The sequence below is a fragment of the Dokdonia sinensis genome (genome assembly GCF_003688895.1).
GTDB lineage: Bacteria > Bacteroidota > Bacteroidia > Flavobacteriales > Flavobacteriaceae > Dokdonia > Dokdonia sinensis.
Genome location: NZ_REFV01000010.1, coordinates 107,787 through 120,676, shown reverse-complemented (window position 1 = coordinate 120,676; position 12,890 = coordinate 107,787). Strand labels below are relative to the sequence as shown.

11 protein-coding genes and 1 other RNA gene are annotated in these 12,890 nt (G+C 36.3%); 4 read left to right on the top strand and 8 right to left on the bottom strand.

What is annotated here, in order from left to right:
- Positions 1-11: 11 nt before the first annotated feature.
- A complete protein-coding gene (fsa, locus tag EAX61_RS11165) occupies positions 12-668 on the top strand; it encodes a fructose-6-phosphate aldolase (RefSeq protein WP_121917772.1) in 657 nt (218 codons plus the stop codon).
- Positions 669-740: 72 nt separating this feature from the next.
- Here the strand turns inward: fsa and EAX61_RS11160 are convergent, their stop codons facing one another.
- Positions 741-2,174 carry a TlpA family protein disulfide reductase gene (locus EAX61_RS11160; RefSeq protein ID WP_121917771.1) on the bottom strand — a complete coding sequence of 478 codons (1,434 nt, stop codon included), beginning with the start codon at positions 2,172-2,174 and terminating at the stop codon, positions 741-743.
- Between the two features lie 150 nt (positions 2,175-2,324).
- On the opposite strand from EAX61_RS11160, the gene EAX61_RS11155 reads away from it, so the two are divergent.
- On the top strand, positions 2,325-3,944 hold the full coding sequence (locus EAX61_RS11155; RefSeq protein ID WP_121917770.1) for an ABC-F family ATP-binding cassette domain-containing protein: 1,620 nt from the start codon (positions 2,325-2,327) through the stop codon (positions 3,942-3,944).
- On the opposite strand, the gene EAX61_RS11150 is transcribed toward EAX61_RS11155, so the two are convergent.
- A complete protein-coding gene (locus EAX61_RS11150; protein WP_236642034.1) occupies positions 3,941-4,444 on the bottom strand; it encodes a DUF2007 domain-containing protein in 504 nt (167 codons plus the stop codon). The genes EAX61_RS11155 and EAX61_RS11150 overlap by 4 nt on opposite strands.
- 17 nt (positions 4,445-4,461) lie before the next feature.
- Complete coding sequence (locus EAX61_RS11145) at positions 4,462-5,181, bottom strand: hypothetical protein (protein ID WP_121917768.1); 720 nt, start codon at positions 5,179-5,181, stop codon at positions 4,462-4,464.
- A 201-nt stretch (positions 5,182-5,382) separates the two neighbouring features.
- On the opposite strand from EAX61_RS11145, the gene EAX61_RS11140 reads away from it, so the two are divergent.
- A complete protein-coding gene (locus tag EAX61_RS11140; protein WP_121917767.1) occupies positions 5,383-6,036 on the top strand; it encodes a fasciclin domain-containing protein in 654 nt (217 codons plus the stop codon).
- An 87-nt stretch (positions 6,037-6,123) separates the two neighbouring features.
- Here the strand turns inward: EAX61_RS11140 and EAX61_RS11135 are convergent, their stop codons facing one another.
- The 3 genes from EAX61_RS11135 to EAX61_RS11125 all read right to left on the bottom strand — a co-directional run bounded on the left by EAX61_RS11135 (position 6,124) and on the right by EAX61_RS11125 (position 9,631).
- Positions 6,124-7,680, bottom strand: a complete 1,557-nt coding sequence (locus EAX61_RS11135; protein ID WP_121917766.1) for a hypothetical protein — start codon at positions 7,678-7,680, stop codon at positions 6,124-6,126.
- A 102-nt stretch (positions 7,681-7,782) separates the two neighbouring features.
- On the bottom strand, positions 7,783-8,469 hold the full coding sequence (locus EAX61_RS11130; protein WP_121917765.1) for a carboxypeptidase-like regulatory domain-containing protein: 687 nt from the start codon (positions 8,467-8,469) through the stop codon (positions 7,783-7,785).
- Positions 8,470-8,560: 91 nt separating this feature from the next.
- Positions 8,561-9,631 carry a glutaminyl-peptide cyclotransferase gene (locus tag EAX61_RS11125; protein WP_236642033.1) on the bottom strand — a complete coding sequence of 357 codons (1,071 nt, stop codon included), beginning with the start codon at positions 9,629-9,631 and terminating at the stop codon, positions 8,561-8,563.
- Between the two features lie 74 nt (positions 9,632-9,705).
- Here EAX61_RS11125 and ffs point away from each other — a divergent pair.
- Positions 9,706-9,804, top strand: an RNA gene (gene ffs, locus EAX61_RS11120) — signal recognition particle sRNA small type.
- Between the two features lie 164 nt (positions 9,805-9,968).
- On the opposite strand, the gene ribB is transcribed toward ffs, so the two are convergent.
- Together ribB and EAX61_RS11110 are read right to left on the bottom strand one after the other, a co-directional pair.
- Positions 9,969-11,111 carry a 3,4-dihydroxy-2-butanone-4-phosphate synthase gene (ribB, locus tag EAX61_RS11115; protein ID WP_121917763.1) on the bottom strand — a complete coding sequence of 381 codons (1,143 nt, stop codon included), beginning with the start codon at positions 11,109-11,111 and terminating at the stop codon, positions 9,969-9,971.
- Between the two features lie 58 nt (positions 11,112-11,169).
- Positions 11,170-12,819 (bottom strand): LptF/LptG family permease, encoded by a 1,650-nt coding sequence (locus EAX61_RS11110; protein WP_121917762.1) that lies wholly within the window; start codon positions 12,817-12,819, stop codon positions 11,170-11,172.
- Positions 12,820-12,890 lie beyond the last annotated feature (71 nt).

Sequence of the window (12,890 nt, the reverse complement as noted above, 5' to 3'; positions counted from 1 at the left end):
GATATATCGCTATGAAATTTTTTATAGATACTGCAAACCTCGATCAAATTAAAGAAGCCCAAGCATTGGGAGTGCTAGATGGTGTTACAACAAACCCATCTTTAATGGCTAAAGAGGGCATTACTGGACGGGATAACATCCTCAAACATTATGTTGATATATGTAATATTGTAGATGGAGATGTGAGCGCAGAGGTTATAAGCACTACGCTGGATGAAATGATTAAGGAAGGGGAGGAGCTAGCCGATCTTCACGAGCAAATTGTTGTGAAGGTGCCTATGATAAAGGATGGTATTAAAGCGATACGTTATTTTTCTGAAAAAGGTATCCGGACCAACTGTACACTTGTTTTCTCTTGTGGTCAAGCTTTACTAGCAGCAAAAGCAGGAGCAACATACGTTTCTCCATTTATAGGAAGACTAGACGATATTTCTACAGATGGCCTTAATCTCATTGCTGAGATAAGGCACATATACGACAACTACGGTTTTCCGACAGAAATCCTTGCAGCATCTGTGCGTCATACGATGCATATTATAGACTGTGCAAAAATAGGAGCAGATGTAATGACAGGACCATTATCATCTATAGAAGGGTTACTAAAGCATCCGCTTACAGACAGCGGTCTTGCAAAATTCCTTGCAGATTATGAAAAAGGAAATAAATAACAGATACACACCTTAAAACAAAGCGCCATTTCAATTTTGAAATGGCGCTTTTTATTTTTCATATCCTCCTAGTTATTTATTCAAATAACCTAATAAATCATTTTCAAAGCTAGCGCTGTAAAGGTTGGCGTGGCTGTTAAGGACCTTGCCATCTCCAGCAATAATTATTGCCTTGTTAGAATTATTTACACTTAATTGTCTTAATGCTTCGGCTCTATTTTTGAGTTGAAATTCCTGATTTACTTGAAATTTTCTCTGTTTTACAACCTTACGCCATTTTTCGGTATCGCTACTCGTATTTATCCCTATAAAATTATACTCGGGGTACTTACTTTTAAGCTCTTTTACCTTAAGGTGGATGTGATCCATCTGCTGCATATTAGATAAAGACCAAAAAAACAATACTGTTGGTTTTGTAAGAATTCCTTTAAGCGTTGTTATTCTTCCTTCCGGATCTACAACCATATAGTCAGGAATCTCTGTGCCCGCAGCAGTATAGGCATAATTATCATACAGCGTTTTTACTTCCTTCCTTGTTTTATCACTTACTACATAGTCATTAAACTTATTATATAATTTATCCACCTCTTCCGTATTGTTACTATTTGCCAGAAAGTTACGTGCCACACGATGTAACATATTATCTTTTATTATGGGAGATGTAATTAGACTGTCAATAATCTCAAGTTCATAAAAGTTGTGAATGTATGAGATAGTATTATAAGGTTTTTCAGCTGCATATTTCATATATGCCAGATGATCCAGATGGTAATTTAAATAACGTTGGTATGAGTATGAGCCATATAATTCTTCATCATTTAAGGATACGCTTTCGCGAAAATCATAGAAACCCTCTGGCAAAGACTCAATAAATTTTATTTTATCCCTTCCATAATGAGAAAAGGGATAACTCTCCCTACGCTGATAGTTATCTAATTGCAATGTGTTTTGTGCGAGTTTGTCAAAACTTTCTGAAGGGTCATTTTTTAAATAGTACAAATCTATCCTCGCTTGCCTAATAGCGAGCATAGAATCTAGTGCAGCAATAAATTGTTCAGGATCTCTTTGAAAAATCTCTGGTAGAATCTTGTTTTCATTTTCGTACATCAGGAAAAAATCAATCAAGAGATTATTTTTTGCCTCCCCATATCCAGAAAAACTGACAGACTCGTCAAATTGGAGCGTATTCAATCTTAATAATAGACTATCTCCTTCCTCAATAAAAGCCACTTGATTTTCTCCGTGATAGAAGCGATAAAGTCCAGGTTTAAAATTCTCACCAAACTTGTATAGAAACCTGTTATTACTATCTAAAGGGGTACTACCTATTTTAATTCCATTTTTAAATATACTTACACTTTTACCTTTTGGATTTACAATTTCTCCACCAAGGTAGGTATGAGCCGCCTTTTCCTTCGCATTATTATTACAGCTTAGAAAGGATAAAAGCGCAATTACTATATAATTCCGAAGCTTAAAAACGGGAGGTGTAAGTGTCTCTAACATTTATCGTACATAGGGATTATTCAAACCAAAAATAAAGGTTATACCTAAATGAGATGTTAATACCTAGTTAAACTAATTTCAAGAGATCAGAGCTTCATAAAGTCATTAAATATCAATATTTTTGCACGCTTAAATTTAATGATATAACCTATGCTTTCAGTTTCTAATCTTTCAGTACAGTTTGGTAAGAGAATTCTATTTGACGAAGTAAACACCTCTTTTACTTCGGGGAATTGTTATGGGATTATTGGTGCAAATGGTGCTGGTAAATCTACCTTTCTAAAAATCCTTTCTGGTAAACAAGAAGCAACATCTGGACATGTGCATTTAGAACCAGGTAAGCGTATGTCTGTTCTAGAACAGAATCATTACGCTTATGATGAGTATAATGTACTCGAGACTGTGATGATGGGAAATAAGCCATTGTACAAAATAAAAACAGAAATAGACGCGCTTTATGCAGACTACTCTGATGAGAATGCAGACCGCATAGGTGAATTACAAGTCCAGTTTGAAGAAATGAATGGTTGGAATGCAGAGAGTGAAGCAGCAATGATGCTCTCTAATCTTGGAATAAAAGACGAACTGCACGCAACATCTATGGCAGACCTTGACGGAAAACAGCGTGTACGTGTACTTATAGCTCAAGCACTTTTCGGTAATCCAGATGTACTTATAATGGATGAGCCTACAAACGATTTAGATTATGAAACTATATCTTGGCTAGAAAATTTTCTTGCAAACTATGACAACTGTGTAATTGTAGTGTCTCATGACCGTCACTTTTTAGACTCAGTATGTACACATATATCTGATATAGATCATAATAAGATTACCCATTATAGTGGTAACTATACCTTCTGGTACGAGTCTTCACAACTAGCAGCACGTCAAAGAGCTCAGCAGAATAAAAAGGCAGAAGAGAAGAAAAAAGAACTACAGGAATTTATTGCACGATTTAGTGCAAACGTAGCAAAGTCAAAGCAAGCAACTTCTCGTAAGAAGATGATTGACAAGCTAAATATAGAAGAAATACAACCTTCTAGCCGTCGTTACCCTGGAATTATATTTGATAGAGATAGAGAAGCTGGAGACCAGATTCTAACCGTAGAGAAACTATCTGCTTCTCTAGACGGAGAAATCCTATTTTCAAACGTTGATATTAATCTGAATAAAGGTGACAAAGTAATCATCTTTTCAAAAGATTCTAGAGCCACCCAAGCTTTTTACGAAATCCTAAATGATAAGCAAAAAGCAGATAGCGGTAAATTTAATTGGGGGATTACGACAACCCAGTCTTATTTACCACTTGATAACTCTGAATATTTTCAAAATTCTGACCTTAATCTTGTAGACTGGTTACGACAGTATGCCCAGACAGAAGAGGAGCGAGAAGAAGTGCATTTAAGAGGCTTCCTTGGAAAGATGATTTTTAGCGGAGAAGAAGCCCTAAAAAAATCTAACGTTCTTTCTGGAGGAGAAAAAGTGCGTTGTATGATTAGTAAAATGATGATGAAACGTGCAAATATTCTTATGGTAGATGAACCTACAAATCACCTAGATCTCGAATCTATTACAGCTTTTAATAATGCACTATCTAACTTTAAAGGAACGGTGCTACTAACTACACACGATCACGAGTTTGCACAAACCGTGGGGAATCGTGTTATAGAAATTACACCAAAAGGTGTCATAGATCGTTATACAACCTTTGACGAATACATGAGTGACAAAAAAATAAAAGAGCAGCGAGAAGCGATGTACGCTTAAGCTGCTTTCTCATTTTTTGATGTAAAGTGAGCGATTAGCGTCCATCCACAAAAAACCACAAGGGCTCCACTTAGTAGTATACGCCACCAGGGTAAAGTCTCACCTTGGAGTAACGGATACAAGCGATATGAGGAGTAAAGAACAATAATAGCATTAAGCAAGAGGTTAAAAGGCGATCGCTTTCCAATAGTAGATTGCTGGGCAGCATTTTCAACAGGAATAGAACGCGTTTGCATCGCTTGCTCTTCCAAAAGTTCCTCATCTATGCCCATTAAATTACCATCATCATCCATTGCATTATCTAAGATATGTTTAGCTTTAAGGTAATCATCTTTATGAATGAGTAATTTTGCTTCGTTCATATAATCTACACCAAAACCCGCCCTACGCGAGCTCTCGCCATCATCTCTAATGACACTTTTGAGACTGGATTCAAGTAATAGAGATTGTAAATACTGAGCGTTAATCTTGGAACCCGTATAAATTTTACGATGATCCATTTCAGGTAGTATAGGCATTAAGTTTTATCAAATTTATTATTCCAAATTGCTGGATTAAAGTTTTTGCCTGCTGCAAAACCATAGTAAATGACAACAGCAGCAATAGATTTAAACATAAAGAAAAATACCATCACATCTTGAGAAAAAGATTGCTCTTTTGCAAACAAACCGTCAGGTATTAGAAAGGTTGCTACCATGCTAACTAAAAAAACAGCAAATATTAAATTTTCAAAACTTTTGTATGGCCACATTAACCACCTTCTTAAAGGGTGTAGGTCGTTGCCCCATTTGTGTACTAAATAATAATAATCATTGCCCATAGGAGCAAAAAGTAGAGGATCATCTGACTTTTCAAGTACAAACATTTTTGATGGAGCTATAATTTTAAAGCCGTCCAGAGCCGTCTCGTGCACATTCTCTAGATACTTAATTTCAGCAACAGCGGCCTGTGGATATTTGCCCTTAAAGTATTTTGTGTCCAGAAATCGTAGTCGATACCTTATACAAGTTTCCCTAATTTGGTCTATGTGAAAAATCCTATTAGACTCTAATAAGTCAAATTTAAAATTATTGGCAACAGAGAGGTCCTTGCCTGATAGTTTGTTTATAATAGCGCTTTCGCGAAAGCGGTCTTCTTCAAAAACCCTTTCAACCTGTCTTAAAATGTCATCACCTTTAAGATCCAAATCGCGTTGTCTACGCAATCTATTTTCGATGTTTGTCCTTTTAACTAGCATTTTTTCAATAAAGATAATGCATATTGCTTAAAAATGCCAATCAGACCTTGATTCTTAACATATTGTTCTTTTAAATAAATTGGTATGATAATTGTAAAATATTGAACAATGTAGAAGCTTAATAAGCGTTTTACATATTATTAACCACGGGTGCATATTCTAGAAAAAAAATGTTTTCTTTGCAGCCAATTAAATAACACTATGAATACATTAAAAAAGAAATACGTATTTACCATACTACTTTCAGTATGCATCACTTTTGTAGGATTTGGACAACTTACAGATAAGGAAATTAGAAAAAGGAAGGAGGCGGCAAAAGAAAAAAAAGGCTCTTTTAATATATTTGATAAAGAGACAGGGACACTCAATTTAAACACATTAGGTTCTGCTAGAGTAGATAGAAATGATCCTTTATTAGAGAACATTACTAAATCAAAATTACACGTAATTATTTCTGAGGGATTAGTTGCCTCAGATTTGAAAGAGGAATTATTAAACATAGATAGTGAGAAGTACACCATTTTTGCACCTCGTGATGAGTCATTTAGACAGTTACCTGATGGAAGGTTAGGTGAACTTACTTCAAAAGGAAATGAAGAAGAACTCGATGATTTAATAAAAAACCACGTTGTAAAGGGAGAGTATACTTTAGAAAAAATTATAAGCCTCATTAACGGAGGAAATGGAAGAGCTGAGTTTAAGACCCTTAGCGGTCTAAAAATTCTTATTCTCAAAAGAGGTAATCGCTACGCTATTGTAGATGCGCAAGGAAATAAGAGTTACATCCTTGCTAAGGACTTTTTGAGTAGAAACGGGGTAATACACGATATTAGTGCAGTACTTCAAAAAAAATAAATTGAACATCTATTCTTAAAATAAGAAAGCCATCACATTTGTGATGGCTTTCTCGTTTTTAATATAGTTTTTAAACCTTTTGAGTCTTTAATCTTCATTAAAGATGATACTTTCATATGCTCCTAAATCTGGATTTACGGTGCGATTTGTACCAATTAAGTCTAGTGGAAATAACTGCGATACAGCAGGATTGCCTTGACCATTTGCAGCAGAGGCATCTCCTATTTGAAGCTTATTATCGTTGGGTGCCTTAAAATCTGGTTCTATACTGATGATGATATTTTCATATCTAGTAGCATCATCAAACTGATGAAATTCTGACTCTTCAAAACTTCCAAAAGAATCGTCAAAACGAATTAACGTATTCTCAAACTTAAAATTAAAATCTGCATTCTCGTGACGGTTAAATAGAAGCTCTTCACCTTGATTACCATATATGATGCTATTTCTAAATGTAGCTTTCTCTAGACTCCCTACAAACAACTGGTCGCCAGCCGCAAGCGTATTGTCCAGAAAAACAGCAGGGGTGGTGCGAGAACCACTAGTAAAATAGTTTGTAAACGTACAATGGTCAAAGCTATAATTTCCTCCCAGTTGAACAAGCATTGCAAATTGTCCAGCATTATTTATTACAGTATTCGAAGCTTCTACGGTAGAGAATCGGTTGAGTAAACCTACAGCACCGCTATTGTATATTTGAGTATTCGCAAGAGTTAAATTAGGGCTGCCAGTCGTGGTATTAGATTCATTTAGAATACCCACGGTGGCATTTTTTATAGTGGTGTAACGCATTTCATTATCCACACTCCCTGTGGTTAGAAGAATTGCTCCCCATTGTCCTGGAATATCCGAGAATCCAGGCTCTAGGCGGTCACCTTCTAGGATTACCTCATTTTCTAACTCCTCCTGACTAGCGCTTAGTGTTCCATTTATCTTTAAAGAAGCATTATTTGCAACTATAATCCCACTATTTTGATGGAAATGTATTCTGGCCCCAGGATTAATATTGAGTGTCTTTGCAGTTCCGCCGTTAGGGTCTCCTACCGCCATATAGCCGTAAACAACATATGGTTTATCAGATGTAAACGTAAGCTCATCATCCATAAGATATCTCCCTTGAATTTGTGTCTCCGTTCCGTTTACTGTGAGCGTCTCTATAATTCCAGTAGCATCCTCACGATCAGGAAAAATAAACGTTGCATCTTTTACTAAAGTAACCAGTTCTACTTTTTGTGCATTGCTGCCTGTATCAAATTCGATAGCGTCGGTGTATAGAAAGTCTACATCATCACTAGTATAGTCATTTATGTCTATTGTAGTCTCGACAAAAATGAAGATACTATCCTTAGCTAGGATTTCTACATCATTAAATTCGCGACCAGCAACACCATCTACATTTAATCTATAGTCAGACGCCTCACCGCGCGATAATCGTACCGTGGGAATATTTATCGCATCGTCACTTCGATTATAAACTTTTAGATTGTAGGTGCTAGACCCGATGTTTGTAAAAACAGTATCCAGGTATATCGTGTCCCTAGAGAATCTTAATTCTCCAGTACTGGTCGATGTTTCAAAATCATTACGGCACGAGCTTACAACTACTATAATAGTGAGAAGAGCTAGTGTGTATAAATAACGCATAAAGTCATATTTTTATATAACAAATATAACTTTTTGCATCTTGCATTATTGTCGTTGGACTTGGTTTTTTATAGTGATTATCTGTCTAACTTGATTTAGCAGTTATTTGTTTATAGAAACTCTGCCCATAATTCCAATCTCTCCCATGATCATATGTTGCTCTAAGACTACATTATATTTTTGGCATTTTTCAATAATTACTTCGCGTCGATTGTAAGCAATGTGGTCAAAAATTAGTGTATCCCCTTTTCTGATGTCAATTTTGTAATTGCCATTTTCATCGGTCTTAACAAATCTGTCAGTACCCTTAACTGTAACTATAGCTCCAGATAAGGGACCGTGACTATCAGAAACCGTTCCTTTTATCGTGAGAAGTGTTTCCGAATTACTTTCGGCAACAACATTTTTTTGGGTTCTATTTAAAGACGAAATGTTAAGACTTTTATATGACGAGGTCTCGATTTGTGGCGATTTAGATACGTTAGAAGCATTAATGTTCTGTGTAGAAAAAATTGCTGCTGGTATGAGTAGGGTAGCGGCATAGTCTAAAAATGGATTTTTACGCTTTCGCGAAAGCGTAATTTCCCTATCTAATTGCTCTGGCTTAAAGCGACCACATATTTTGCCACCTCGTTGTACGCGTTTGTACAATTGTTCATCAGTAGTTTGAGAAAAATCTATGACAAGTTTGTCACAAGAATCGCAATGTCTCCCTTTTTCTTGAGGGGTCATTTGTGTCCAATCCTCGTGACACGGATCTGCTATCGTAATTTTTATTGAATTTTTCATCGCTTTGAGTTTTGATAAATCAAATCTATAGCGATTACGCTGTAAAGAAAAGCTACATTGAGGGAACACTACTTCTCATTGAGTAAACGGTCTACTTCTCCTTAATCTCTATCTCAAAAAGCGTGTTCCAATGTTTTCCAGTGACAAACAAGCGATTTTCATTTGCTTTAAAGGCTATCCCGTTAAGGACTTCATTTTGTTCATCTAGACCTTCTTGAACTTCACTAGGTAGCGAGCTTAGATCTATGATGCCCTCTAGAGCACCCGTAACAGGGTCAATAATAGCGATACTTGGTTTTTGATAGGTATTTGCATAAATCTTACCGTTTATAAACTCCAATTCGTTAAATTTCTGGTATACCTTTCTATTATCAGTAGGCTCAATGTAGGATTGTTCCTTTAGCGCATTGGGCGATAGTTTCCAGATTTTACTAGTCCCATCAGACTTGTAAATAGTGTTTCCATCGTTTGTAAGTCCCCAGCCCTGTCTGCTTTTACCGTAGTCAAAGGTACCTTTTAACTCTAGAGTTGTTGGGTCATATTTAAAACCAATATCCTCTTTCCAAGTAAGTTGGTATAGATTTCCGTTATGTATGGTGAGTCCCTCTGCAAAGTATTGATTGTCAAGAACCACTTCATTTATTACTTCTCCCGTCTTGTAATCTAGTTTACGTAAGGTAGACTCTCCATATTGTCCGTTACTTTCGTAAAGCGTATCACCTACAAATTCCAAGCCTTGCGTATAGGCGTCTGTTTGATGCGGAAAACGGTTTATTATACTATATGTATACACCTTTGGTGCTTTGTCATTAAGGAGCACTACGTCCTCTGTAACCGTAGCATTACCTTCTTCTGTATAAATAGTGGCCTGTAACGTTTTATGACCTAAGGTAGGCGAAGATAATTTTGTCTTAAATCCGTTTATTTTTTTAGTACTTGCCAGTCGGTTTCCGTCTAAGGTGTAAACGATAGAATCTATGATATAATTCTTTTTTTCCTGTATTGAGAGCATCAGTTCACCACCATTAATCACGCTATTTTTCTCTGCCGAAGTTGTTAGCGTATAATTAGTATCCAGATTTTTTTTATCTCCACAAGAGATAGCTATTGTTCCTAATAATGTGAATGCGAGTTGCTTGTAGAAATTCATCTTTAGTATCATTTAGAGGTACAATTTAGGAGAAAAAATTGGGGTATAAAACATTGCAGGAAGATAGAAAAACTGTATTTTTGCAGCGGCAAGTCCTACACAACTAGCTCCTGTTGAATCCCCCAGGGTGGGAACGCAGCAAGGGTAGACGGTCGTAGCAGTGTGATGTAGGTAGCTTGCCTTTTTTTGTGCCCAAAATTCAAGTATGATTATTTATGTAATATACTGTTAATTATGGACTTAAGATATAAAACTTCTTAAAGTCCGCTTTCGCGAAAGCATAAAATAAAACAGAAAATTCTCAAAGTAAAGTCTCAGGCGACCATAATGAGTCTAAGTCAATTTTATTTTAATAGCCAACTCTATCTACAATTTCCAGTCCATACCCAATAATACCGATGCGTTTGGTGCCTTCGGTATTGCTTAGTAGTTTAATTTTAGAAATATTGATATCGTGTAAGATTTGGGCGCCTATCCCAAAATCTTTAACATCCATAACGATATTGGGGGCTTTCATTAGACCATCCTTTTGACGTTCTTTAAGTTCGCTTAGGCGTCCCAGTAGATTTTGAGACGCATTATCTTGATTTATAAAGACAATCGCACCTTTACCTTCGTCATTAATCGCCTTAAACATGTCATCCAGTTTCTGGTCCACATTGTTAGTAAGCGTTCCTAATATATCATTATTTATTTGTGTGGAATTAACTCTTACCAAAACGGGTTCTTCTACAGTCCAGCTTCCCTTGGTTAGTGCTATATGAACTTGTTCGTTTGTTGTCTGTTCATAAGCGCGTAGTCTAAAGTCTCCAAATCGGGTTTGCACCTCAAAATCCTCCTTTTTTACAATAAGACTATCGTGATTCATTCTATAGGCGACAAGGTCTTCTATAGAAACAATTTTGAGATCAAATTTTTTTGCAACTTCTAGTAATTGAGGAAGACGAGCCATTGAGCCATCTTCATTCATTATTTCAACAATGACACCAGCGGGCTTAAAACCTGCAAGCCTAGCAAAGTCTATAGCTGCTTCTGTATGTCCCACACGTCGTAAGACGCCTCCTTCTTTCGCCTTAAGCGGAAAAATGTGACCTGGTCTGCTTAAGTCGTAGGGCTTAGTAGCTGGATCGATGAGTGCTTTAATAGTTTGAGCACGATCTGAGGCAGAAATACCTGTTGTGACACCCTTACCCTTTAAATCTACAGAAATGGTAAAAGCAGTTTCCATAGGATCAGTATTGCTGGTTACCATCATATTAAGATGCAGATCCTCACAACGTTCTTCAGTTATAGGTGCACAGATAAGTCCTTTACCGTGCGTTGCCATAAAATTGATCATTGCGGGTGTAACAGTCTCTGCGGCAGCTACAAAATCCCCTTCATTTTCGCGATCTTCATCATCTACTACAATTATGACCTTACCATTTCTGATATCTTCAATAGCCTCAGCTATTGTATTGAGTTTTGTGGTCTTTGCAGTCGTTGTATCCATAGTTCAGGCTTATAGTACAAAGATACAAAATGGCGCTTTAGAATAAATGGATTAAGTCCTAGACTGGATCAGTATAATACCCTTGAACTTTAAGATTTTCTAAGGTTATACCAAGTTGCCCCAATCGATCTATCGCAGCAAATCGCACATCCTCAGAATATTCATACTGCTTATAGTTTTTTACAACATCTTTAAGTTGATTGGACGAAAATTTGTCCAGCATTTCAGATTCTTGATCTGTAAGTGTATAAGAGATGTCTTTTATATCAGGAACAGCGGTAATCTTTTGCTTTTTAGCAAACATTCTCTTGAGGGGGGCAAAAAAATCTCCTGAGCCCAAAATCCCTTGATCTGTTGTTGCGCGATAGGTAAAATAAATACCGATAGGCAGCATTATAAACGAACTCAGCCAAGAAGCAATAAACGGAGTAATCGTATTATCCTCTGCACTATTCTTTGCAAAAATACCTACAAAATGAAATGTCAAGAATGTCACAACACCTATAACAATGGGAAGGCCTAATCCTCCTTTTTTTATGATTGCGCCTAGAGGAGCACCTACAAAAAAGAGAATAATGCAGCTAAAAGCTAATACATATTTGTCATGTACCGCAATTTCATACTTATTTATGGTCTTAACCTTACGCTTAAAAGCAATCTTTCTGTTATCGAGAGTGACCATAGAATTCTTGATATTAGAACGAGCCATTTCTATAATCGCTACCTGATCTTTTAACCTATAATTATCTAATAATTCGGGTTGAATCGTATCTTTTACGGTAACACCAGAAGCACCTTCAATAGGGGTAAAACCACTTTTATTCATAAATGAATCGCTAAAGCTTTTATAGTCCTCTGTCATCTCGACAGATTGTTTATCTATTTCTTCGGCAAGTTCGACTACATTAAGCATGGTGTAGGCGTTGTCTATTTGTTTATCTTCAAAATCTACATCGTCTAGGAGACTAATATCTATATTTAAGGTATAGGTCTCAAAATAACTTTTTGCAAACGGCTTACGTTTTTTCTTTTTTAAATCTCGCTGTAAGAGTTCATCATAGTAATTTCCATTCTTAAGCTTTAAGGACAATACTGGCTCATCCTCTGTACTTATGAGCTCTCCTTCTTCGGCTATAATAACGGTATAATTTCCTATGCGATTCGGGTCTTTTTTATGGATAACAACTCCTTTAAGAAATTCATCGTTCTCACCAAATTTTTCGTCTACCTTAATGTTTATAGTTTCGCCCAAAGCATTGAACTGTCCGGTTGTTATCGCAAGAGCTGGTTTAACCTTTGCAATATTTCTGCGTAAATTTATAAACTCTATCTCGGCTCTGGGAATGATGGAGTTGGAAAAGAAAAAAGCGGTAATGCCCAATCCGATAATAAAGATAATCAAGCTCTTCATTGCCCTTTGTAACGAGATACCTGTAGACTTCATCGCCGCAAACTCATAGTTCTCTGCAAAATTACCGAACACCATAATACTAGAAAGTAGTATGGCTAGCGGCAATACAATAACCGTAAGGCGAGGCATTACAAAAACAAGAAATTTTAGGATAACAGAAATAGGCAATTCTCTACCCGCAAGCTCCTTTATGTAAAGCCATAAGGATTGCAAGATCAATATGAACATCAAAATGATAAAGATGCTCAAAAAAGTCTTTATGAATGTAAAAAGAATATACCTGTCCAGTATTTTCATACGTATCAAAACAAAAATTGTTCTCACGCAAAACTAAGGAATGCTTGAGAACAATTTCATTATATTTTTCC

Excerpts from the sequence above, each read along its gene's own strand:
- fsa (WP_121917772.1), top strand. The coding sequence starts at position 12 with ATGAAATTTTTTATAGATACTGCAAACCTCGATCAAATTAAAGAAGCC.
- EAX61_RS11160 (WP_121917771.1), bottom strand. The coding sequence starts at position 2,174 with ATGTTAGAGACACTTACACCTCCCGTTTTTAAGCTTCGGAATTATATA.
- EAX61_RS11155 (WP_121917770.1), top strand. The coding sequence starts at position 2,325 with ATGCTTTCAGTTTCTAATCTTTCAGTACAGTTTGGTAAGAGAATTCTA.
- EAX61_RS11150 (WP_236642034.1), bottom strand. The coding sequence starts at position 4,444 with ATGGATCATCGTAAAATTTATACGGGTTCCAAGATTAACGCTCAGTAT.
- EAX61_RS11145 (WP_121917768.1), bottom strand. The coding sequence starts at position 5,181 with ATGCTAGTTAAAAGGACAAACATCGAAAATAGATTGCGTAGACAACGC.
- EAX61_RS11140 (WP_121917767.1), top strand. The coding sequence starts at position 5,383 with ATGAATACATTAAAAAAGAAATACGTATTTACCATACTACTTTCAGTA.
- EAX61_RS11135 (WP_121917766.1), bottom strand. The coding sequence starts at position 7,680 with ATGCGTTATTTATACACACTAGCTCTTCTCACTATTATAGTAGTTGTA.
- EAX61_RS11130 (WP_121917765.1), bottom strand. The coding sequence starts at position 8,469 with ATGAAAAATTCAATAAAAATTACGATAGCAGATCCGTGTCACGAGGAT.
- EAX61_RS11125 (WP_236642033.1), bottom strand. The coding sequence starts at position 9,631 with ATGATACTAAAGATGAATTTCTACAAGCAACTCGCATTCACATTATTA.
- ribB (WP_121917763.1), bottom strand. The coding sequence starts at position 11,111 with ATGGATACAACGACTGCAAAGACCACAAAACTCAATACAATAGCTGAG.
- EAX61_RS11110 (WP_121917762.1), bottom strand. The coding sequence starts at position 12,819 with ATGAAAATACTGGACAGGTATATTCTTTTTACATTCATAAAGACTTTT.